The 21592-nt window shown below is 70.9% G+C and carries 18 protein-coding genes and 1 tRNA gene; 10 read left to right on the forward strand and 9 right to left on the reverse strand.

The window, feature by feature from the left end:
- Positions 1-103: 103 nt before the first annotated feature.
- From lon to ABLE88_RS03515, 5 genes are all read right to left on the reverse strand, one after another.
- Positions 104-2530: an endopeptidase La gene (gene lon / locus ABLE88_RS03495; RefSeq protein ID WP_348830073.1), complete on the reverse strand. Its 2427-nt coding sequence runs from the start codon at positions 2528-2530 to the stop codon at positions 104-106.
- 336 nt (positions 2531-2866) lie between these two features.
- Positions 2867-4135 (reverse strand): ATP-dependent Clp protease ATP-binding subunit ClpX, encoded by a 1269-nt coding sequence (gene clpX / locus ABLE88_RS03500; protein WP_348830074.1) that lies wholly within the window; start codon positions 4133-4135, stop codon positions 2867-2869.
- 438 nt (positions 4136-4573) lie between these two features.
- Positions 4574-5209: an ATP-dependent Clp protease proteolytic subunit gene (locus ABLE88_RS03505; RefSeq protein WP_348830075.1), complete on the reverse strand. Its 636-nt coding sequence runs from the start codon at positions 5207-5209 to the stop codon at positions 4574-4576.
- A gap of 77 nt (positions 5210-5286) precedes the next feature.
- Complete coding sequence (gene tig / locus ABLE88_RS03510) at positions 5287-6639, reverse strand: trigger factor (RefSeq protein WP_348830076.1); 1353 nt, start codon at positions 6637-6639, stop codon at positions 5287-5289.
- 163 nt (positions 6640-6802) lie between these two features.
- A tRNA-Leu gene (locus tag ABLE88_RS03515) sits at positions 6803-6888 on the reverse strand.
- Positions 6889-7428: 540 nt separating this feature from the next.
- On the opposite strand from ABLE88_RS03515, the gene ABLE88_RS03520 reads away from it, so the two are divergent.
- Complete coding sequence (locus ABLE88_RS03520) at positions 7429-8688, forward strand: multicopper oxidase family protein (protein WP_348830077.1); 1260 nt, start codon at positions 7429-7431, stop codon at positions 8686-8688.
- 36 nt (positions 8689-8724) lie between these two features.
- Here the strand turns inward: ABLE88_RS03520 and ABLE88_RS03525 are convergent, their stop codons facing one another.
- Positions 8725-10185 carry an NAD(P)H-hydrate epimerase gene (locus ABLE88_RS03525; protein ID WP_348830078.1) on the reverse strand — a complete coding sequence of 487 codons (1461 nt, stop codon included), beginning with the start codon at positions 10183-10185 and terminating at the stop codon, positions 8725-8727.
- 248 nt (positions 10186-10433) lie between these two features.
- Here ABLE88_RS03525 and ABLE88_RS03530 point away from each other — a divergent pair, with 248 nt between their 5' ends.
- The 3 genes from ABLE88_RS03530 to ABLE88_RS03540 all read left to right on the forward strand — a co-directional run bounded on the left by ABLE88_RS03530 (position 10434) and on the right by ABLE88_RS03540 (position 14465).
- A complete protein-coding gene (locus ABLE88_RS03530) occupies positions 10434-10772 on the forward strand; it encodes a P-II family nitrogen regulator (protein WP_348831073.1) in 339 nt (112 codons plus the stop codon).
- Positions 10773-10825: 53 nt separating this feature from the next.
- Positions 10826-12241, forward strand: coding sequence for a type I glutamate--ammonia ligase (gene glnA, locus ABLE88_RS03535; RefSeq protein ID WP_348830079.1), 1416 nt, complete (start codon positions 10826-10828; stop codon positions 12239-12241).
- 244 nt (positions 12242-12485) lie between these two features.
- On the forward strand, positions 12486-14465 hold the full coding sequence (locus tag ABLE88_RS03540) for a PhoX family protein (RefSeq protein WP_348830080.1): 1980 nt from the start codon (positions 12486-12488) through the stop codon (positions 14463-14465).
- 21 nt (positions 14466-14486) lie between these two features.
- Here ABLE88_RS03540 and ABLE88_RS03545 read toward each other — a convergent pair whose 3' ends face one another.
- Positions 14487-14939 (reverse strand): AzlD domain-containing protein, encoded by a 453-nt coding sequence (locus tag ABLE88_RS03545; RefSeq protein WP_348830081.1) that lies wholly within the window; start codon positions 14937-14939, stop codon positions 14487-14489.
- Entirely contained in the window at positions 14936-15700 is a 765-nt protein-coding gene (locus ABLE88_RS03550; RefSeq protein WP_348830082.1) for an AzlC family ABC transporter permease, read from the reverse strand. The genes ABLE88_RS03545 and ABLE88_RS03550 overlap by 4 nt, the downstream gene beginning before the upstream one ends.
- Before the next feature lie 264 nt (positions 15701-15964).
- Between ABLE88_RS03550 and pabB the strand changes: the two genes are divergently transcribed.
- From pabB to ABLE88_RS03565, 3 genes are read left to right on the forward strand one after another with little or no spacing between them, the layout of a single operon-like run.
- On the forward strand, positions 15965-17395 hold the full coding sequence (gene pabB / locus ABLE88_RS03555; RefSeq protein ID WP_348830083.1) for an aminodeoxychorismate synthase component I: 1431 nt from the start codon (positions 15965-15967) through the stop codon (positions 17393-17395).
- Entirely contained in the window at positions 17392-18183 is a 792-nt protein-coding gene (locus tag ABLE88_RS03560; RefSeq protein ID WP_348830084.1) for an aminotransferase class IV, read from the forward strand. Before pabB ends, ABLE88_RS03560 begins: the two co-directional genes overlap by 4 nt.
- Complete coding sequence (locus tag ABLE88_RS03565) at positions 18183-18743, forward strand: GNAT family N-acetyltransferase (RefSeq protein WP_348830085.1); 561 nt, start codon at positions 18183-18185, stop codon at positions 18741-18743. Before ABLE88_RS03560 ends, ABLE88_RS03565 begins: the two co-directional genes overlap by 1 nt.
- A 3-nt stretch (positions 18744-18746) precedes the next feature.
- On the opposite strand, the gene eda is transcribed toward ABLE88_RS03565, so the two are convergent.
- On the reverse strand, positions 18747-19394 hold the full coding sequence (gene eda / locus ABLE88_RS03570; RefSeq protein WP_348830086.1) for a bifunctional 4-hydroxy-2-oxoglutarate aldolase/2-dehydro-3-deoxy-phosphogluconate aldolase: 648 nt from the start codon (positions 19392-19394) through the stop codon (positions 18747-18749).
- Positions 19395-19619: 225 nt separating this feature from the next.
- Here eda and ABLE88_RS03575 point away from each other — a divergent pair, with 225 nt between their 5' ends.
- Genes ABLE88_RS03575 through ABLE88_RS03585 form a run of 3 tightly spaced genes read left to right on the forward strand, consistent with a single transcriptional unit; the run spans position 19620 to position 21577 of the window.
- Positions 19620-19904, forward strand: coding sequence for a hypothetical protein (locus tag ABLE88_RS03575; protein ID WP_348830087.1), 285 nt, complete (start codon positions 19620-19622; stop codon positions 19902-19904).
- Positions 19901-20677, forward strand: a complete 777-nt coding sequence (gene aztA / locus ABLE88_RS03580; RefSeq protein WP_348830088.1) for a zinc ABC transporter ATP-binding protein AztA — start codon at positions 19901-19903, stop codon at positions 20675-20677. Before ABLE88_RS03575 ends, aztA begins: the two co-directional genes overlap by 4 nt.
- A gap of 27 nt (positions 20678-20704) precedes the next feature.
- A complete protein-coding gene (locus ABLE88_RS03585; protein WP_348830089.1) occupies positions 20705-21577 on the forward strand; it encodes a metal ABC transporter permease in 873 nt (290 codons plus the stop codon).
- Positions 21578-21592: the final 15 nt, after the last annotated feature.

The raw sequence follows: 21592 nt of genomic DNA on the forward strand, positions 1-21592 counted from the left end.
AACCCGCACCAGTGCACGATTTCCCGATGTGCGAGTGCGAAAGGAAAAGGGGCGGCGCGTTCCCCGCGCCGCCCCTCATTCTGCCATAACCCTTTGAAATCACTCAGTGAGCGACGACGCCAGGGGTCTCTTCTTCCGCAACCGGAGGTTCGGGCGCGTTGACCGGCCGCTCCTCCCAGGTGATGGGGTCCGGACGACGCACCAGCGCGTAGCCGAGCACCTCGTCCATGCGGGAGACCGGAATCACCTCCAGCGCGTTCTTCACGTTGGCCGGAATGTCCGCCAGGTCCTTGGCGTTCTCCTCGGGAATCAGCACCCGCTTGATGCCGCCCCGGAGCGCCGCCAGCAGCTTCTCCTTGAGGCCGCCGATCGGCAGCACCCGGCCGCGCAGCGTGATCTCGCCGGTCATGGCCACGTCGCGGCGCACCGGGATGCCGGTCATCACCGAGACGATGGCGGTGGCCATGGCGACGCCCGCCGACGGACCGTCCTTCGGGGTCGCCCCCTCGGGAACGTGGACGTGGATGTCGCGCCGCTCGAACAGCGGCGGCTCGATGCCGAAGTCCACCGCCCGCGAGCGCACGTAGGACGCCGCCGCGGAGATGCTCTCCTTCATCACGTCGCGCAGGTTGCCGGTGACCGTCATCTTGCCCTTGCCGGGCATCATCAGGCCCTCGATGGTGAGCAGCTCGCCGCCCACCTCGGTCCAGGCGAGGCCGGTGACGACGCCCACCTGGTCCTCCATCTCCACCTCGCCGTAGCGGAAGCGCGGCACGCCGAGGAAGTCCTCCAGCGTCTTGGCGGTCACCTTCACGGCCTTCTTCTTCGAGACCATGAGCTCCTTCACCGCCTTGCGGGCGAGGGTGGAGATCTCGCGCTCGAGATTGCGCACGCCCGCTTCCCGCGTGTAGCGGCGAATGAGGGTCATGAGCGCCTCGTCGTCGATGGTCCACTCCTTCGGGCCGAGGCCGTGCTTGGCGATGGCGTTGGGGATCAGGTGCTTGCGCGCGATCTCCACCTTCTCGTCCTCGGTGTAGCCGGCGATGCGGATCACCTCCATGCGGTCCAGCAGCGCCGGCGGGATGTTCAGCGTGTTGGCCGTGGTCACGAACATCACGTTCGAGAGGTCATAGTCGACCTCCAGATAGTGGTCGTTGAAGGTGTGGTTCTGCTCCGGGTCCAGCACCTCGAGCAAAGCCGAGGACGGGTCGCCGCGGAAATCGGCGCCCATCTTGTCGATCTCGTCCAACAGGAACAGCGGGTTCGACTTCTTGGCCTTGCGCATGGACTGGATGATCTTGCCCGGCATGGACCCGATATAGGTCCGCCGGTGGCCGCGGATCTCCGCCTCGTCGCGCACGCCGCCCAGAGCGACGCGCACGAACTCGCGGCCGGTCGCCTTGGCGATCGACTTGCCGAGCGAGGTCTTGCCGACGCCGGGCGGGCCGACGAGGCACAGGATCGGCCCCGTGAGCTTGTTGGCGCGGCTCTGCACGGCGAGATACTCGACGATCCGCTCCTTGACCTTGTCGAGGCCGTGGTGATCGGTGTCGAGGATCTCCTGGGCGAAGCCGAGGTCCTTCTTGACCTTGCTCTTCACGCCCCACGGGATCGACAGCAGCCAGTCCAGATAGTTGCGCACCACGGTGGCTTCCGCCGACATGGGCGACATCTGGCGCAGCTTCTTCAGCTCGTGGGTGGCCTTCTCGCGCGCTTCCTTGGTGAGCTTGGTGCGCTTGATGCGGTCCTCGAGCTCCTGCAGGTCGTCGCGGCCCTCCTCGTCGCCCAGCTCCTTCTGGATCGCCTTCATCTGCTCGTTGAGGTAGTACTCGCGCTGGGTCTTCTCCATCTGCCGCTTGACGCGGGTGCGGATGCGCTTTTCCACCTGCAGGACGGAGATCTCGCTCTCCATCAGGCCGAGCACCTTCTCCAGCCGGTCGGCGACCTTCACGGTCTCCAGCACCGCCTGCTTCTCGGGGATCTTCACCGCCAAATGCGAGGCGATGGTGTCGGCGAGCTTGGAGTGGTCGTCGATCTGGCCGACCACGCCCACCACCTCGGGCGACACCTTCTTGTTGAGCTTCACATAATTCTCGAACTCGTTGACCACCGAGCGCGCGAGCGCCTCGGCCTCGACCACGTCGCCCTCCTCCTCGGACAGCGTCATGGCCTCGGCCTCATAGAGGTCGGCGCGGTCGGTATACTTCACCACCTGGGCGCGGCTGACGCCCTCCACCAGCACCTTCACGGTGCCGTCGGGCAGCTTGAGCAGCTGGAGCACGGTGGCCAGCGTGCCGACGCGGTAGATGGCGTCGGCCGCCGGGTCGTCGTCGGAGGCGTTCTCCTGGGTCGCGAGCAGGATGTAGGTGTCGCCGCGCATCACCTCCTCGAGGGCGCGGATCGACTTCTCGCGGCCCACGAACAGGGGCACGATCATGTGCGGGAAGACGACGATGTCCCGCAGCGGAAGCACCGGGAAGGTCTGAGACATTCCGGCAACGAGCGGGGGACGCGGCTTCGAGCTCGTCATGGGGCAATCCTTTCAAGAGCTGCACGCGCGAAAACGCTGCCGCGCGTGCACGCGGCCGGGACCGGGTTTCGATTTTCCATGCTGACGCGGCCTGGGCCGCTGGAGACACGATCTTCGAGCCCCGAAACCGGAACTTTCCAGACCAAGATGGAGAGGCGGCGCACCCATTTCAAGGGCGCCGCCGGGGGGAAGCCCTTGGGGACTCTCAAGCGGAAGCGCCCTTCGGAGCGCCGGTTGAGACCCCAAGGCGCGCCCACAGCGCCGACCGCCGGCGCGTCCCAAGCGCCCGCCTCCCCCGCGCGGTCGGCGCGGGGGAGGCGGGCGGAGCCTGGGGCGTTACGCACTGGCGCCCGCATCGCCGACGCGATCCGCATAGATGTAGAGCGGACGCGCGTTCTGCTCGACGACTTCCTTCGAGATCACCACCTCTTCCACCCCCTCGAGGCCGGGCAGGTCGAACATGGTGTCGAGCAGGATGCCCTCCATGATCGACCTCAGGCCGCGGGCGCCGGTCTTGCGCTCGATCGCCTTGCGGGCGATGGCGCCGAGCGCCTCCTCGTGGATGGTGAGGTCCACATTCTCCATCTCGAACAGCCGCTGGTACTGCTTGACCAGGGCGTTCTTCGGCTCGGAGAGGATCTTCTTCAGCGCCTCCTCGTCGAGATCGCCGAGCGTCGCCAGCACCGGCAGGCGGCCGATGAATTCCGGGATCAGGCCGTACTTCAGCAGATCCTCGGGCTCGACCTCGCGGAACACCTCGCCCGGGCGGCGATCCTCGGGCGGGGCCACCTTGGCCTGGAAGCCGATCGAGGTGGAGCCCTTCGAGCGCGAGGAGATGATCTTGTCGAGCCCGGCGAAGGCGCCGCCGCAGATGAACAGGATGTTGGTGGTGTCCACCTGCAGGAATTCCTGCTGCGGGTGCTTGCGCCCGCCCTGGGGCGGGACCGAGGCGACCGTGCCCTCCATGATCTTCAGGAGCGCCTGCTGCACGCCCTCGCCCGACACGTCGCGGGTGATGGAGGGATTGTCGGACTTGCGACTGATCTTGTCGATCTCGTCGATATAGACGATGCCGCGCTGCGCCCGCTCGACATTGTAGTCGGCGGCCTGGAGCAGCTTCAGGATGATGTTCTCCACGTCCTCGCCCACGTAGCCGGCTTCGGTCAGCGTGGTGGCGTCGGCCATGGTGAAGGGCACGTCGAGGATGCGCGCCAGCGTCTGCGCGAGCAGCGTCTTGCCGGACCCGGTGGGGCCGATCAGCAGGATGTTGGACTTCGCGAGCTCCACGTCGCCGTGCTTGGAGGCGTGGTTGAGGCGCTTGTAGTGGTTGTGCACCGCCACCGAGAGCACCTTCTTCGCGTGGTCCTGGCCGATGACGTAGTCATCGAGGACCTTGCGGATCTCCTTCGGGGTCGGGATGCCGTCCCGCGACTTCACCAGCGAGGACTTGGACTCTTCCCGGATGATGTCCATGCACAGCTCGACGCACTCGTCGCAGATGAACACGGTCGGTCCGGCGATGAGCTTCCTGACCTCGTGCTGGCTCTTGCCGCAGAACGAGCAGTAAAGCGTGTTCTTGCTGTCGCTGCCGCCGGTCTTGCTCATCTTCGTCTCCTGCGATCCGCGGTCGGTGGCGTCCAAGGACGCATCCTTTCCTACGGATCCGATTGGGGATTGGACCAAGCAAAAAGTCGGCCAATCCCGCATTCCGTCATTCGGGTCGACATGGAGCCAACCACCCTCGGGCGACACGATCAAGGCAGGCGTGAGGGTATCCCCCGGAAGGTCGTGCTTCCGGACGGGGAAAGTGCCGCCGCGCACCCGGTCCGCTTCGTCCCCGGCATCGCCCGTCCGTCGGGCACCGTCGCGGCGCGCCCCCCGACGCTGAGCGGAGGAGGCCGACGACGCGACGGCCGATGCCGGCTATGGACCATGCAAGCGCGATCTTGCACTGCACGCAAGGGGGAATTCCACCCCCCATGCGGCGTGCTGCCGCGCCCCGCAGGGCGCGGCCCGCATGGACCCTGCCGATCGCCGAGGGGGTCAGGCGGCCTTGGCGGTGTCGTCGCTCGGGCGCTTGTCGATCACGGAATCGATCAGCCCGAACTCCTTGGCCGCATCGGCGGTGAGGAAGTTGTCGCGCTCCAGCGCATCCTCGATGGCCTTCAGCGGCTGGCCGGTGTGCTTCACATAGATTTCATTCAGCCGCTTCTTCAGGTTCAGGATCTCCTGCGCGTGCAGCATGATGTCCGTGACCTGGCCCTGGAAGCCGCCCGACGGCTGGTGGACCATGATTCGGGCGTTGGGAAGCGCGAAGCGCATGCCCTTCTCGCCCGCAGTCAAAAGCAGCGAGCCCATGGAGGCGGCCTGGCCGATGCACAGCGTCGACACCGCCGGCTTGATGAACTGCATGGTGTCGTAGATCGCGAGGCCCGACGTCACCACTCCCCCGGGGGAGTTGATGTACATCGAGATCTCCTTCTTCGGATTGTCCGCCTCCAGGAACAGCAGCTGCGCCACGGCGAGCGTGGCCATGCCGTCCTCCACCATGCCGGTGAGGAAAAGGATGCGCTCCTTCAGGAGGCGGGAAAAAATGTCGTAGGACCGCTCGCCCCGGTTGGTCTGCTCGACCACCATGGGGATGAGGTAATTCATATAAGTATCGACGGGATCACGCATGTTGCATCCTCGGGGCGCGGGGGAGGCCGGCTCTCGCCGCGCGCGTTCGCAAGTTCAGCGAAGCCGGCCCGAGGAAATCAGGCCGCCTTCTCCTCATCCTCCTCCTTATAGAGCTCCTCCTTGGTGACCTTCTTCTCGGTCACCTCGGCGAGCTCCAGGAGGAAGTCGACCACCTTCTCCTCGAACAGGGGCGCACGCACGGACGCCATCGCCTGGGGATTGCGGCGATAATAGTCCCACACCTGCTGCTCCTGGCCGGGGAACTGACGCGCCCGCTCCACCACGGCCCGCGTCACTTCGTCGTCGGAGACCTGGATATTGTTGCGCTCGCCGATTTCCGCAAGGACCAGGCCGAGCCGCACCCGGCGCTCGGCGATCTTGCGGTACTCGGCCTTGGCCTCGTCCTCGGTGGTGTCCTCGTCGGCGAAGCTGCGGTTCTGCGCGGCGAGGTCCTGCTTGACCTGGTCCCACACGCCGGCGAACTCCTGCTCCACCAGCCCGGCGGGCACCTCGAACTTGTGCGCCGCGTCGAGCGCGTCGAGCAGCGCCCGCTTCACCTTCTGGCGCGCGAGGCCGGCATGCTCGGACTGGATGCGCTGGCGCACCAGCTCCTTGAGCTTGTCCATGCTCTCCTGGCCCAGCGTCTTGGCGAACTCGTCGTCGAGCGTCAGTTCGCCGGGCGCCTCGATGGTCTTGGCGGTGACCGCGAACGAGGCCGGCTTGCCGGCGAGCGCGCGCGCCGCATAGGCCTCGGGGAAGGTGACGGTCACGGTGCGCGCCTCGCCCGGCAGAATGCCGTCGAGCTGCTCCTCGAAGCCGGGGATGAAGCTGTTCGAGCCGATCACCACCTGGACGTCCTCGCCCGAGCCGCCCTCGAACGCCGCGCCGTCCATGGTGCCGACGAAGTCCACGGTGACGCGGTCGCCCTTGGCGGCGGCGCCGTCCTTGGCGCTGTAGGGGCGGTTGGCGTCGGCGATGCGCGCGATGGTCTCGTCCACCTCGGCGTCGGTCACCTCCACCACCGGCTTCTCGACCTTCAGCTCCTTGAAGTTGCCGAGCTCGATCTTGGGCAGCAGCTCCAGCTCCACCGTGTAGGTGAGGTCCTTCTCGCCCTCGATGACGCCCTTCACCTCGTCCTGGTCCTCGGGCAGCGCCACCTTGGGCTGGAGCGCGAGGCGGAAGCTGTTCTCCTCGATGATCTTGCCGTTGGCCTCGGTGACCGTCTGCTCGATCACCTCGGCCATCACCGACTTGCCGTACATGCGCTTCAGGTGCGCCATCGGCACCTTGCCGGGACGGAAGCCGTTGAGCTTGACCTTGTCCTTGAGGTCGGAGAGGCGCGCGGCCGCCTTGGCGTCCAGCTCGGTGGCGGGAACCACCACGCGGAACGCGCGCTTGAGGCCTTCGGCTTGGGTCTCGGTCACCTGCATCGTCTTGCCTTCACCTGTCCTGGCCGCGCCCGGCGCGGCCCTTGTCGCAACTGTTCCGGGCCGCGACCGGCGCAGCCCGGGTTCGAAATCTCGTCCCCTCGCGGGTCCCGCGCGCGCCGGCCCCGGGCCGGAGGCGGGCTGCGCAACGGATGCGCCGGCGAGATGGTGCGGGCGGAGGGGCTCGAACCCCCACGACTCATCGTCACGGGAACCTAAATCCCGCGCGTCTACCAGTTCCGCCACGCCCGCATGCCGCAGGAGACATTCCCGGCCGAGAACCCGCCGTCCCGCGCGCGGGCCCGCGGGCATCCGCCCGTTCCGTGCCTTCGCCCCGCTTGCCACGGCCAGGCGCGCACCACGGCGTAGACCGGTCGCCGGAGCGCCGATCGGAGAGGCGGCTTATATCACGCCCGCTCCCGCGCGCAGCAAGAAAATGGCGCCGGCGGGCGCACGCCGGACCCGCCCGCTCTTGGCCGCGCCCCGGCCTTGCCCCGCGCGGCGGCCGGGCCCCCGCCTTCCGCGGGCGGAGGGGGCTCGCGTCCGCGGCGGGCGCAGGGCGCCAGGGCTCACCCGCCCGGGCGAATCGCGCCCCGGGGCCGCGCGGGCCAAGGTTCAGCCCCGGGGGTGCCGCGACCCGGCCCGTGGCTGGCGCGGCGCCGGCGCCCGGCCGCGACCCGCCCGCCGCGCCCGGCGCGCCGCAAAGCCTGCGCCCGAGCCCGCAGCGAATGGCGCTTGCCCTTTTTCCGGCGCCGTAAGATGGTCCGCGAAACGAGCCGCGGAGAGCCCAGCGTGAGCACCCCCTGCCCCACCCGACGCAGTCTCCTTAAGGGCGCGGCCGCCACCCTCCTGCTGCCCGCGACCGGGCGCTTGGCGGCCGCCCAGGCGCAGCCCGCGACGGCCGGCGCGCCGCCGGTGCCGGCGCCGGTCGCGGTCCAGCTCGCCGCGGCCGAGGCGGCGCGCCCCGAGCTCGCCGGCCAGGGCCGCCTCGCTCTGTTCAACCAGAGCCTGCCCGGCCCGGTGCTGCGGCTGAAGAAGGGGGGCGCCCTCAACCTCACCCTCGCCAACGGCCTGAAGGAGGAGATCGCGCTCACCTGGCACGGCCTGCGCGGCGCCTCGGCCGGCGCGAACCTCGCCGCCGCGCCGGTGCCGGGCGGCAAGAGCGGCACCATCGCCCTCACGCCGCCGGATGCCGGCACGTTCTGGTACCACGCCGCCAACCCCACCCTCGCGCGGCGCGCGCTCGCCGGCGCCCTGGTGGTGGAGGAGCCGGGCCCGCCGCTGTATGCCGCCGACCACGTGCTGTTCATCCAGTCGTTCCCGCCCGAGACCGGCATGCCGATCTTCCCGGTCAACGGCGCCATCTCGCCCACCTTCCAGGGACCGGCGAGCGGGCGGGCGCGGCTGCGCTTCGTCAACGCCACGACGCTGTTCCTCCGGCTGCGCATCAAGGGGCCGCCGGCCTATGTGATCGCGGTCGACGGCCAGCCGGCCGAGCCGTTCGAGCTCAAGGACGGCCGGCTCCAGCTGCCGCCCGGCGGGCGGGTGGACGTGGCGGCGACCCTCGACGACGCCGACGTGTCGATCATCGACCTCGAGACCACCCAGGAGCCGATCCGCCTCGCCGTGGTGGCGCCGGTGGGTCCGGCCGGCACCGCGCCCGACGGCCCGCCGCCGCCGCTGCCGCCGAACGCCCTGCCGAAGGAGATCCCGCTGCAGAACGCGGCGCGCTTCGACGTGCCGATCGGCGAGAGCGCCGTGGGTCCCCCGGTGGTGGGCACGGTGAAGGCCGGGCGGGCGGTGGTGCTCACCCTCGCCAACACCATGGAGGCGCCGGTCTCGGTGCACATCCAGGGCACGCCGGTGCGCCTGCTCGACGGCAAGGACGACGGCTGGAAGCCCTGGTGGCACGACACCGTGCCGGTGGGACCCAAGGACACGGTGCGGGTCGCCTTCCTGGCGGACAGCCCCGGCCGCTGGCCGATCATCGCCCAGCGCAGCGGCGACGGCGCGGTGGTGACGAGCCGCGCCTACGAGGTCACGCCCGGCTGAGGCGAAGGCCGGTCGCCTCGCCCGCCAGAGGCCGCCTCATCCCGCCAGCGCCGTGAACAGCCGCCCGTAGACCGCGCGCAGCGCCTCGGGCAGGTCGTCGGCGATCAGGCCGGGACCGGCCTCGCGCGCGGCCTCGCCGTGCAGCCAGACGGCGGCGCCCGCCGCCTCGAAGGCGGGCATGCCTTGCGCCAGCAGCCCGGTCACGAAGCCCGCCAGCACGTCGCCCGCGCCCGCCGTGGCGAGGAAGGCCGGCGCGTTCTCGGCGATCATGGCGCGCCCGCCGGGCTCGGCCACCACCGTGTCCGGCCCCTTCAGCACCACGACCGCGCCGAGCCGGCGCGCCGCCGCCCGTGCGCCGGCGAGCTTCGAGGCGGCGCCAAGCACCTGCGCCTCGCTGGCGAACAGGCGCGCGAACTCGCCCGCGTGGGGCGTGATCACGCAGGCCTCGGCCTCAGCCAGCAGGCCCGCCAGCGCCGGCACGTCGCCGGCGAACGCGGTCAGCGCGTCGGCGTCCAGCACCAGCCGGCGGCCCGGCGCCGCCGCCGCGACCCGCAGCCGGGTCTCCGCGCCGACCCCGAGGCCGGGGCCAAGCGCCACCGTGTGGAGCCGCCGGTCCTCCAGCAGATAAGCGAGGCCGCGGGCATCGGCGGCCTCGCGCGCCATGATGGCGGCGTAGGAGCCGGCCTGGAGCGCCAGCACGCCCGCCGGGCAGGCGAGCGTGACGAGGCCCGCCCCGGCCCGCAGCGCCCCGCGCGCGCAGAGGCGGGCGGCGCCCGAGGTCCAGGCGTCGCCGCTCGCCACCACCGCATGGCCGCGGTCGTATTTGTGGCCCAGCGACGCGGGCCGCGGAAAGGCGTGCTGCCAGGCGGCGGGCAGGTTCACGAAGGCGGCGGGCCGCACCGCGGCGATGGCCGCGTCCGGGATGCCGATGTCGGCGACCCGCACCTTGCCGCACAGGCTGCGGCCGGGCTCCAGCAGGTGGCCCGGCTTGCGGCGGAAGAAGGTGACGGTCTCGCGCGCCGGCGCCGCCGCGCCGCGCACCCGGCCGGTCGAGCCGTCGAGGCCCGACGGCAGATCGACGGCGACGATGGGCCGGCCGGCGGCGGCCATGCGCTCCACCAGGGCCTTGGCGGCGCCGTCCAGGTCGCGGGCGAGGCCGGCGCCGAACAGGGCGTCGACGATGATATCGCAGGCGGACAGGTCCAGCGCCGCCGGCTCGTCCACCGGCCCCTTCCACTGGCGCGCCACTGTCGCCGCGTCGCCGGCGAGGCGATCGAGGTCGCCGAGCAGCGCGAGGCGCACCCGAAAGCCGCGCTGGGCCAGCACGCGCGCCGCCACGAAGCCGTCGCCGCCATTGTTGCCGGGGCCGCACAGCACCAGCACGCGGGTGGTGAGCGGGGCGCGCGCCACCGCGTCCGCCACCGCGGTACCGGCCCGCTCCATGAGCGCCAAGGATGGCGTGCCCATTTGCACGGCGAAAGCGTCCGCACGCGTCATTTCCGAGGGTTCGAGAAGCTCGCAGCCCACATCCAGCTCCCGCCTGCCTAGTTCATATCCAGACCACCATCGATCGCCTGGCCTTTTTCGCCTAACTTTTACGCATCGTGCCTATCACTGGTGCATATTTCCTGCGCTGAACGGCAGGGGCACGGCACGGGCCATGGAGCCCGAGCATGGCACGCATCCTGCTTCAAATGCGCCGGCTCGGCCATGCGGCGGAGGGCCGGGCCAGGGAGACGGAGCGCATGAAGAAGATCGAGGCAATCATCAAGCCCTTCAAGCTCGACGAGGTGAAGGAGGCCCTCCAGGACGTGGGCCTGCAAGGCATCACCGTGACCGAGGCGAAGGGCTTTGGGCGTCAGAAGGGCCACACCGAGCTTTACCGCGGTGCCGAGTACGTCGTGGACTTCCTGCCCAAGGTGAAGATCGAGATCGTCCTCTCCGACGAGATGGTCGAGAAGGCCGTGGACGCGATCCGCCGCGCCGCCCAGACCGGGCGCATCGGCGACGGCAAGATCTTCGTCTCCTCCATCGAGGAGGCGATCCGCATCCGCACCGGCGAGTCCGGCCTCGACGCCATCTGAATTTCCCTTCCTCGCCCAATTTCACTGCTGATCGAAGAAAGGTAGACCCTCTCATGAAGCTCAAGACGGTCAAGGACGTCCTCGACGCCATCAAGTCCGAGGACGTGAAATACGTCGACCTGCGCTTTACCGACCCGCGCGGCAAGTGGCAGCACGTGACCTTCGACATCGGCATGGTGGACGAGGAATTCCTCTCCGAAGGCACCGCCTTCGACGGCTCCTCCATCGCCGGCTGGAAGGCCATCAACGAGTCCGACATGCTGCTCATGCCGGACCCGGCGAGCGCCTGCATCGACCCGTTCTTCTCAGAGACCACCATGTCCATCGTGTGCGACGTGCTGGAGCCCACCACCGGCCAGCCCTACGGCCGCGACCCGCGCTCCATCGCCAAGAAGGCGGAGGCCTACGCCAAGTCCACCGGCATCGGCGACGCGGTCTATTTCGGCCCCGAGGCCGAGTTCTTCATCTTCGACGACGTGCGCTTCAAGGCCGACCCGTACAACACCGGCTTCAAGCTCGACTCGATCGAGCTGCCCACCAACTTCGACACCGAGTATGAGGGCGGCAATCTCGGCCACCGCGTGAAGACCAAGGGCGGCTACTTCCCGGTCCCGCCGATCGACAGCGCCCAGGACATGCGCTCCGAGATGCTCGCCTCCATGGCGAAGATGGGCGCCCACGTCGAGAAGCACCACCACGAGGTCGCCTCCGCCCAGCACGAGCTCGGCCTCAAGTTCGGCTCGCTCGTGACCATGGCCGACCACCTGCAGGTCTACAAATACTGCATCCACCAGGTGGCGAACATCTACGGCAAGACCGCGACCTTCATGCCGAAGCCGGTGTTCGGCGACAACGGCTCGGGCATGCACGTGCACCAGTCGATCTGGAAGGACGGCAAGCCGCTGTTCGCCGGCGACAAGTATGCCGATCTCTCCGAGTACTGCCTGTGGTACATCGGCGGCATCATCAAGCACGCCAAGTCGCTGAACGCCTTCACCAACCCGCTGACCAACTCCTACAAGCGTCTGGTCCCGGGCTACGAGGCCCCCGTGCTGCTCGCTTATTCGGCGCGCAACCGCTCGGCCTCCTGCCGCATCCCCTACACCAACAACCCGAAGGCCAAGCGCGTCGAGGTCCGCTTCCCCGATCCGGGCGCGAACCCCTACCTCGCCTTCGCGGCCCTGTTCATGGCGGGCATGGACGGCATCCTGAACCGCATCGATCCCGGCCAGGCGATGGACAAGGACCTGTACGACCTGCCCCCGGCGGAGCTGAAGCAGATCCCCACCGTGTGCGGCTCGCTGCGCGAGGCGCTCGCCTCGCTCGCGGCCGACCACGAGTACCTGCTGAAGGGCGACGTGTTCCAGGCCGACTTCATCGAGTCCTACATCGAGCTGAAGATGGCCGAGGTGATGCGCTTCGAGATGACGCCGCACCCGGTCGAGTTCGAGATGTACTACTCGGTCTGAGGACCCCGGCGCGGCCCGGTTCGCCGGGCCGCGCTTGACCACGACGCATCGCGTTCTCGTCCAGACTTCAGGACTCTCCCACCTGGGGCGCCGGTTCGGCGCCCCTTTCCTTTTGCCGCGCCCCGTCCCGGTGGCGGTCGGACGATCCCGCGCCCCGCGCCGCGGGCACCGTCGCCTGACCTTCAAGGCAACGTCACGGGCGGCATCTAGACTCGTTCCAGACACCATCACTGGGACGGCCCCCATGAGCTCCGAATCCTTTCGCAGCCAGCCCTTCTTCGTGCCCGGCGCCCGCGCCCGGGAGGCCGGCGACGACGTCGCCACCAATCCCTCCGACGCCCCCACCTTGGGCGACGTGGTCGCCGCCCGCTACGGCCGGCGCGATCTGCTGAAGGGGCTGCTCGGGGTGGCCGCCATCTCGGCCACCGTGTCGCCGCTGGCGCTCGCCGCCGCGCGCCGCGCCGCGGCGTCCGACGAGCTCGCGCGCTTCCCCTTCCCCGAGCTCACCGCCCCCCCCGACGAGACCATCCATGTCGCCGAGGGACACCGGGCGCAGGTGCTGATCTCCTGGGGCGACCCGGTGCTGCCCGGCGCGCCGGCCTTCGACCCCAAGGCCCAGAGCGCGCAGGCCCAGGCGCAGCAGTTCGGCTACAACAACGACTTCGTCGGCTTCATCCCGCTCGATGGGCCGGATCACGGTTTGCTGGTGGTGAACCACGAATACACCAACGAGGAGCTGATGTTCCCGGGGCTTGGCAACCAGAGCGCCAAGAACGGTTTTTCCGGCATGACGCGCGAGCTGGTGGACATCGAGATGGCCGCCCATGGCGGCGCGGTGATCGAGATCCGCCGCGGCCCCGAGGGCTGGCAGGTGGTGCCGGGCTCGAAATATGCCCGCCGCATCACCGCCGAGACCCCGATCATGCTGACCGGACCGGCCGCCGGCACCGAGAAGCTGCGCACCAGCGCCGATCCCGACGGCCGGAACGTGAAGGGCATGCTGAACAATTGCGCCGGCGGGGTGACCCCATGGGGCACCTGGCTCACCTGCGAGGAGAACTTCAACTACTACTTCTCCGGCAAGCGCGAGGGCCTGCCCGAGCCGGAGATGCTGAAGCGCTACGGCCTGCCCACCAGCGCCGGCGCCTGGGGCCGCTACCACGACCGCTTCGACATGAACAAGGAGCCGAACGAGGCCAACCGCTTCGGCTGGGTGGTGGAGATCGACCCGTTCGATCCCGCCTCGACGCCGAAGAAGCGCACCGCCATGGGCCGCTTCAAGCACGAGGGCGCGGCCAACGTCGTCAACACCGACGGGCGCTTCGTGGTCTATCAGGGCGACGACCAGAAGATGGAGCACGTCTACCGCTTCGTCACCGACGCCAAGGTGGATGCGGCCAATCCCGCCGCCAACCGCGACATCCTCGATGCCGGCACGCTCGCGGTGGCGGTGTTCCGGCCCGACGGCTCGGGCGAATGGCGCCCCCTGGTCCAGGGCGAGGGCCCGCTCACCGCCGAGAACGGCTTCGCCAGCCAGGCCGACGTGCTGATCAACGTGCGCGGCGCCGCCTCCCATCTCGGCGCCACCAAGATGGACCGGCCCGAGGACGTGGAGGTGAACCCGAAGACCGGCAAGGTCTATGTGATGCTCACCGCGAACGACACCCGCACCGAGGCCGAGATCGAGCCCGCCAACCCGCGCGCCAAGAACGTGTTCGGCCACATCGTCGAGATCACCCCGGCGGGCGGCGACCACGCCGCCAAGGATTTCGCCTGGGAGGTTCTGGTCCGGTGCGGCGATCCGAGCGTCGCCGAGGTGGGCGCCACCTTCTCGCCCGCCACCACGCAGCATGGCTGGTTCGGCAATCCGGACAATTGCGCCGTGGACGGCGCCGGCCGCCTGTGGGTGGCGACCGACGGCAATTCGCGCGGCTCCACCGGCCGCACCGACGGCGTGTGGGGCGTGGAGACCGAGGGGCCCGGCCGCGGCACCGCCAAGCGGTTCTTCTCGGTGCCGATCGGCGCGGAGATGTGCGGGCCCTATTTCACCGCCGACGACACCACCTTCTTCGTCGCGGTCCAGCATCCGGGCGAGAGCGAGGACGGGCGCGTCTCCACCTTCGACGACCCCTCCACCCGCTGGCCCGACTTCAAGGACGGAACGCCGCCGCGCCCCTCGGTGGTGGCGATCACCCGCATCGGCGGCGGCCGGGTCGGCACCTGACGCCGACGCGCCCGCGCGCGATCAGGGCAGGTAATAGGCCGCTGCGGCGATCAGGATGAGTTCGCCGACGACCACGCCGGCGAACACCGAGCGGCGCACCAGGTAGAAGCCCAGCACGCCGCCGGCAAGGGCGGCGAGCCGCAGCGCCAGCGGCACCGCCACGATCAGCCCGGTGGGCGCGAACACGAGCCGCGCCACCACGGCGGCGAGCAGCGCCGTCGCCACCGCCTTCACCCAGTGGAAGACCTCGCTGCCCTCTTCCACCTGGCGGCCGGCGATCAGCGCCAGCATGCGCCACACCTCGGTGGGCAGGAAGCCGACCAGGATGACGATCGCCACCGCGCTCCAGGCGTCCATGTGGAGCTTCGCGCCGGGGACCGCGGGCGCCGCGGCGTCGGCGGAGGCCGCGGCGAGGGTCGCCGGCGCGCCCGCGAGCGCGGCGAGGTCGGGCAGAAACGAGAGCAGGCCGCTCACCGGCGTTTCTCCAGCCGGCGGCCGACGAGATATGCGAGCGTGCCGCCGCCGACCCCGGCGATCATCAGATCGAGCCCGCCGTCGAGCCCCATGGTCAGCGGCATCAGCACGAGGCCGGCGCCGAGCGCCAGCCAGTCCGTGGCGGCGCGCGCATTGCGCACCATCAGCACCGTGAAGGACAAAGGCGTCAGCAGCAGCAGCCCGGCGGCGAGCGGACCCGGCACGCTGCCGGCGAGCATGTAGCCGGCGATCGTTCCCGCGCCCGATATGACCACATAGGCATGGCCGAGGCCGAGCGTGTAGGGCACGCGGCCCTCGCCCGGCACCTTGGGCAGCAGCCGCAGGCCCTCCACCCACAAGGTCATGGCGACGAAATGGGCGCAGGCCGCCTCGGATACCAGGCTGCGGCGCGGCCCGCGCATATAGGGGGCGAGCGAGACCACCATGGGCAGCAGGCGGATGGAGGACAGCGTCACCGCCAGCGCCACCGCCGGCAAGGCGGTGCCCGAGACGATGCCGCCCACCAGGATCACCTGGGCCGGCAGCGCCCAGATCAGCAGGGTCGAGACCAGGCCCGCCACCAGCGGGAAGCCGACGCCTTCCAGCAGCGCCCCGAAGCCGATGAAGCTGCCGAGCAGCATCACCGTCGCCACCGAGCGCACCCCCCGGACCAGCCCCAGACCGAACCAGGCCAAAGCGGAACGATGGGGGTGCGGCGCCTCCACGGGCGGCGGGGCGAGATTTCCGATCGGCAGGTTCACGCGGGCCGGGCTTTCACGAAGATGCGGAAACGGAGCGTGCCGGCTGCGGCGCGCCGTCACGTCGGGGTGAAATATCACTCCCCCGCGCCCCCGCCCAGCCGGAGCGGCGCAGAGCTAATCCTCCGGTTATGCAAGGGCGAGCCCCATCGCCCCGGCCGGGCGACGGCGCGACCGGCGCGGCGCCGCGCCGATTGTGCTTCGCGGCGCGCGCGGCCATGGTGCGCCGGCAAGCCACGGCCACGCAGAGAATCGGTCCATCCGCCCGTGCACGTCATCGCCTTCCCCTATGGCGACGCCCTCGCCGCCTTCGCGGCGCTCGCGGGCGATCCGTTCTGCGCCGTCCTCGACAGCGCCGCTGTGGGCGACCCGCGCGCGCGCTGGTCCTTCATCGCCACCGACCCGTTCGCGGTGATCTGCGCCGACGCGCGCGGCACCACGGTGGACGGCCGGCCGGTGGCGCAGGACCCGTTCGCGGCGCTGGAGGCGGCGCTCGCCGCCCATGGCGGGGCGGACGTGGGGGCGGAGGTGGGGGCGGAGGTGGGGACCGACCTCGAAGGCCCCGCCCCGTTCCTCACCGGCGCGGTGGGCTTCCTCGGCTACGAGCTCGGCCGGCACCTGGAGCGGCTGCCCGCGCCGCGCCCGGCGGCCCCGGCGATTCCCGAAATGGCGTTCGGCCTCTACGACACCATCGCCGCCTTCGACCATGACGCGCGCCGCGCCTTCGTCCTTTCCAGCGGCCGGCCGGAGCGCGACCCCGCCGCCCGGCAGGCGCGGGCGAAGCGCCGCGCGGCGTGGCTCCACGGCCGGCTCGCCGGCGCGCCGGCCGCCCCGCCCAAGGCGGACTGGCGCGCGCGCGGGCGCTTCGTTGCCGACCAGCCGCGCGCCGCGGTGGAGCGCGCGGTCGCCCGCGTCATCGACTACATCCGCGCCGGCGACATCTTCCAGGCCAACCTCACCCACCAGATGCGCGCCGCCGTTCCGGCCGGGCTCGACGACTTCGAGCTTTATCTCCGGCTGCGCGAGACCAGTCCCGCGCCCTTCGCCGCATTCCTGAAATGCGGCGCCGACCTCAGCGTGATGAGCGCCTCGCCCGAGCGCTTCCTCAGCCTCTCGACGGACGGACGGGTGGAGACGCGGCCGATCAAGGGCACCCGCCCGCGCGGCGCGGACCCTGCGGCCGACGCGGCGCTGGCGCGCGAGCTCGTCGCCTCGGCCAAGGACCGGGCCGAGAACCTGATGATCGTCGACCTGATGCGCAACGATCTCGGCCGGGTGTCGCGGACCGGCAGCGTCAAGGTGCCGGTGCTGTGCGGGCTCGAGACTTTCGCCAGCGTGCATCATTTGGTCTCGGTGGTGGAGAGCACGCTCAAGGAAGGAAAGGGCCCGGTGGACCTCCTGCGCGCCTGCTTCCCGGGCGGCTCGATCACCGGGGCGCCGAAGATCCGCGCCATGGAGATCATCCACGAGCTGGAGCCGGCGCCGCGCGGCGTCTATTGCGGCGCCATCGCCTGGATCGGCTTCGACGGGGCGATGGATTCGTCCATCGTCATCCGCACCGTGACGCGCGCCGGGTCGACGCTGCTCACCCAGGCGGGCGGCGGCATCGTCGCCGATTCCGATCCCGCGGCCGAATACGAGGAGAGCCTGGTGAAGCTCGCGCCCATGCTGCGCGCCCTTTCGGGAGCGGACCGATGAAACTCTGGCTCGTCGACCGGCTGGTGGAGGAGGAAGCGGCGCGCATCTCCCCCTTCGACCGCGGCTTCACCCTCGGCGACGGCCTGTTCGAGACCCTGCGCCTCGCCGGCGGGGCGGTGCTGCGGCTGGACGCCCACCTCGCGCGGCTTGCCGCCGGCGCCGGCGTGCTGGGCATCCCGCTGCCCGCCCTCGACCTCGGCGCCGCGCTCGTCGTCACCGCGCAGGCGAACCAGCTCGCGGATGGCGTGCTGCGCCTCACGCTCACCCGCGGCGTCGGCCCGCGCGGCGTGCTGCCGCCGGCCGTGCCGACGCCGACCCTGGTGATCACCGCGGCGCCGGCCGGCCCCGCCCTTCCCCCGGCCCGGCTCGTGATCGCGCAAACGACCCGGCGCAACGCGCGCTCGCCGCTGGCGCAGGTGAAGTCGCTCAATTATCTCGACGGCATCCTGGCCCGGCAGGAGGCAGCCCGGCGCGGCGCCGACGACGCGGTGCTGCTCAACACCGAGGACCGGGTGGCCGAGACCACCATCGCCAATGTGTTCGCGGTGATCGACGGCGCGCTCGTGACGCCGCCCGTCGCCGACGGCGCGCTGCCCGGGGTGATGCGCGCGGCGGTGCTTTCGGAAGGCGCGGAGGCGCGCCCGCTCGACGCCTTCGACCTCGCCCAGGCGGACGAGATCTTCCTGACCTCGGCCCTGGGCATCCGCAGCGTGAGCGCGATCGAGGGCCGCGCGCTCTCCGTCTTCACCGCCGCCGCGCGGCTGCGCGCGCGCATCGCGGGGGCCTGATGGCGCCGCCGACGCTCGCCACCTTGCGCCTCGTGCTGCGCCCCTGGCGCGCGTCGGACCGCGACGGCCTGTGGCGCATGCAGTCGAACCCGCGCACCATGGAATTCCTGCTGCCGGTGGCCGACCGCGCCGCCAGCGACGCGGTGGCGGACCGGGCGGAGGCGCATTTTTCCCGCCACGGCTTCGGCCTGTGGGTGGTGGAGGCAGCGGGCGTCACCGACTTCGCCGGCTATTGCGGCCTCGTCCATGTGCCTTACGCCGCGCCCTTCACCCCGGCGGTGGAGATCGGCTGGCGCTTCGACCCCGCCTTCTGGGGCCGCGGCTACGCCACCGAGGCGGCGCGCGCGGCGCTCGCCTTCGGCTTCGACCGGCTGGGGCTCGCCGAGATCGTCGCCATCACCGTGCCGGCCAACCGGCGCTCGCGCGCGCTCATGGACCGGCTCGGCATGACCCGCGACGCGGCCGGCGACTTCGATCTGCCGACGACGCCCGAGGGCCATCCCCTGCGCCGGCAGGTGCTCTACCGGCTGAAGGCGGGCGAGGTCTCGGCCGGCAAGTAGCCCTCAGGCGAAGGTGGCGGCGCGCTTCAGCGTGGCGGCGGCGGCGGCGAGCGCGTGCACCTTGGCGAAGTCGCCCGAGCGGATGGCCTCGTTCGGCACCACCCACGAGCCGCCCACCGCCAGCACGTTGGGCAGGCTCAGATAGTCCATGACGTTGCCGGGGCCGATGCCGCCGGTGGGGCAGAACCGCAGATGCGGCAGCGGGCCGGCGATGGATTTCAGGAATCCCGCGCCGCCGGACGCCTCGGCGGGGAAGAATTTCAGCACCTCGAAGCCCATCTCGAAAAGGCGCATGGCCTCGCTCGCGGTGGCGCAGCCGGCCATGACGGGCACCTGGAGCGCCGCGAACGCCTCGGCCAGAGCGGGCGTGGTGCCGGGGCTGACCAGGAAGGTGGCGCCGGCCTCCAGGGCGGCCTCGATCTGGGCCCGCTCCACCACCGTGCCGGCGCCGACGACCGCGCCCTCGACCTGCGCCGCCACGGCGCGCACCGCCTCCAGCGCCACCGGCGTGCGCAGCGTGATCTCGATCAGCGGCAAGCCGCCGTCCACCAGCGCGCGGGCGAGCGGCACCGCATCGGCGAGGCGCTCGATCACCACCACGGGCACCACCGGCGCCTTGGCCAGGAGCGAAAGCGGACTGGGCAGGCTCATGGCGGCGGTCTCCGGCGCGGGACGGGTCGGGACCGGCACACTAGGATATCAGCGCCCTCGGGGCGAGCCCGTCGCCGGGCTGGACATGGATAAGGATACACTATATCAGAATGGCGACATCCAATTTCCCGATCGCGCCATGCCCCTCGCCGCCTCGCTCCATTCGCGCCAGCCTCCGCCAGCGGCCCGGCCCGCGCGCCCGAGGCGCCCCAACGGAAACCAGCCATGACAGACGCGCCGCCCGACGCCGCGCGCGGCGCGATGGCCCGCGCGGGGTCGTCGCCCCACCACGGCGCCCACGACCACCCGGCGCACGAGCATCCGGGCCATGAGCACGCCGTCCCTGGTCACGGCGGCCGCGACCAGCGACGCAACGACCGTCGCCCCGTCCGCCCGGCGGGCGGCGGCTTCTCGCTGCTGCGGCTGTCGCTGATGGTGCGGCTCGCCCTCGTGGCCGGCCTTCTGGCGCCGCTGTGGGTCGCCGTCTTCTTCGTGGTCGGCGGCCCATGAGCGCCCATGTGAACCCGCAGGCCGGGGCGCGCGGCGGCGCGCAGATCGCCTTTTCCGACCTCACCCTCGGCTATGAGCGCCACCCGGCGGTGCATCATCTGTCGGGCCTGGTGGAGGAAGGCGCGCTGCTCGCCGTGTGCGGCCCCAACGGCGCCGGCAAGTCGACGCTGCTGAAGGGCATCACCGGCGCGCTCCGCCCGCTCGGCGGGCGCATCGACCTGAAGGGCCTTTCCACCCGCGACATCGCCTATCTGCCCCAGGGCGCCGAGATCGACCGCTCGTTCCCGATCGCCGTCTTCGACATGGTGGCCATGGGCCTGTGGCGCCGCGCCGGCCTGTTCGGCGCGATCGGTGCCAGAGACCGCGCCCGCATCGAGGCGGCGCTGGCCGCGGTCGGCCTCCAGGGCTTCGAGAAGCGCCCCATCGGCACGCTCTCCGGCGGGCAGATGCAGCGCACCCTGTTCGCGCGCCTGCTGCTCCAGGACGCGCGGCTGATCCTCCTGGACGAGCCGTTCACCGCGCTCGACGCCGCCACCGTCTCCGATTTGCTCGCGCTGGTCGGGCGCTGGCACCGGGAGGGCCGCACCGTGCTGGCGGTGCTGCACGATTTCGACCTCGTGCGCGCCACCTTCCCGCAGACCCTGCTGCTGGCGCGCGGCCCGATCGCCTGGGGGCCGACGCCGGACGCCCTTTCGCCCGAGAACCTGCTCAAGGCGCGCCGCATGGGCGAGGCCTGGCACCAGGACGCCGCCTCCTGCACCCACGCCGCCTGAGCCGCAAAGACCACAAGGCCATTCGTCATGACCCCCTTTGAGGCGCTGGTGGCGCCGTTCGCCGAGTTCGAATTCATGCGCCGCGCCTTGGTGGGCGTGCTGGCGCTGTCGCTCGGCGCCGGTCCGGTGGGCGCGTTCCTGATGCTGCGGCGCATGTCGCTCACCGGCGACGCCATGGCGCACGGCATCCTGCCCGGCGCCGCCATCGGCTTCCTGGTGAGCGGGCTGAACCTGTACGCCATGACCATCGGCGGGCTCGTCGCCGGGCTCGTCGTTGCGGTCGGCGCCGGGGTGGTGGCGCGCGCCACGCAGATGAAGGAGGACGCCTCGCTCGCCGCCTTCTACCTGATCTCGCTGGCGCTCGGCGTGCTGATCGTCTCGCTGAAGGGCTCCAACCTCGATCTGCTGCACGTGCTGTTCGGCACCGTGCTCGGCATCGACGACGCGACGCTGCTGCTCATCGCCGGCATATCGAGCGTGACGCTCGTGACGCTTGCGCTGATCTGGCGCCCGCTGGTGATGGAGTGCGTCGACCCCACCTTCCTCGCCTCGGTGAGCCGCGCCGGCGGGGCGAGCCACATCGCCTTCGTCTCGCTCGTGGTGCTGAACCTCGTGGGCGGCTTCCACGCGCTGGGCACCCTGCTCGCCGTGGGCCTGATGATGCTGCCCGCCGCCACGGCGCGCTTCTTCGCCCGCGATTTGACGGGCCTGGTGGCGCTGGCGACCCTCATCGCCGCGGCCTCCGGCGTGGCGGGACTGCTGGTCTCCTATCACCTCGGCGCGCCGTCCGGACCCGCGATCATCCTCGTGGCCGGGTGCGCCTATGCCCTCGCGGTGCTGTTCGGCCCCGTCGGCGGCCTGATCTTGCGCCTCGTCCCGCGCCGCCATCTCGAAGCCTGAAAAGGAGCTGCCACC

Origin of the sequence: Xanthobacter luteus (assembly GCF_040049235.1) — a bacterium.
GTDB lineage: Bacteria > Pseudomonadota > Alphaproteobacteria > Rhizobiales > Xanthobacteraceae > Xanthobacter.

What these genes read in the sequence shown, in the direction of transcription:
- lon (WP_348830073.1), bottom strand. Translation starts at nt 2,530, where the DNA reads ATGACGAGCTCGAAGCCGCGTCCCCCGCTCGTTGCCGGAATGTCTCAG.
- clpX (WP_348830074.1), bottom strand. Translation starts at nt 4,135, where the DNA reads ATGAGCAAGACCGGCGGCAGCGACAGCAAGAACACGCTTTACTGCTCG.
- ABLE88_RS03505 (WP_348830075.1), bottom strand. Translation starts at nt 5,209, where the DNA reads ATGCGTGATCCCGTCGATACTTATATGAATTACCTCATCCCCATGGTG.
- tig (WP_348830076.1), bottom strand. Translation starts at nt 6,639, where the DNA reads ATGCAGGTGACCGAGACCCAAGCCGAAGGCCTCAAGCGCGCGTTCCGC.
- ABLE88_RS03525 (WP_348830078.1), bottom strand. Translation starts at nt 10,185, where the DNA reads ATGACGCGTGCGGACGCTTTCGCCGTGCAAATGGGCACGCCATCCTTG.
- ABLE88_RS03530 (WP_348831073.1), top strand. Translation starts at nt 10,434, where the DNA reads ATGAAGAAGATCGAGGCAATCATCAAGCCCTTCAAGCTCGACGAGGTG.
- glnA (WP_348830079.1), top strand. Translation starts at nt 10,826, where the DNA reads ATGAAGCTCAAGACGGTCAAGGACGTCCTCGACGCCATCAAGTCCGAG.
- ABLE88_RS03540 (WP_348830080.1), top strand. Translation starts at nt 12,486, where the DNA reads ATGAGCTCCGAATCCTTTCGCAGCCAGCCCTTCTTCGTGCCCGGCGCC.
- ABLE88_RS03560 (WP_348830084.1), top strand. Translation starts at nt 17,392, where the DNA reads ATGAAACTCTGGCTCGTCGACCGGCTGGTGGAGGAGGAAGCGGCGCGC.
- ABLE88_RS03565 (WP_348830085.1), top strand. Translation starts at nt 18,183, where the DNA reads ATGGCGCCGCCGACGCTCGCCACCTTGCGCCTCGTGCTGCGCCCCTGG.
- eda (WP_348830086.1), bottom strand. Translation starts at nt 19,394, where the DNA reads ATGAGCCTGCCCAGTCCGCTTTCGCTCCTGGCCAAGGCGCCGGTGGTG.
- ABLE88_RS03575 (WP_348830087.1), top strand. Translation starts at nt 19,620, where the DNA reads ATGACAGACGCGCCGCCCGACGCCGCGCGCGGCGCGATGGCCCGCGCG.
- aztA (WP_348830088.1), top strand. Translation starts at nt 19,901, where the DNA reads ATGAGCGCCCATGTGAACCCGCAGGCCGGGGCGCGCGGCGGCGCGCAG.
- ABLE88_RS03585 (WP_348830089.1), top strand. Translation starts at nt 20,705, where the DNA reads ATGACCCCCTTTGAGGCGCTGGTGGCGCCGTTCGCCGAGTTCGAATTC.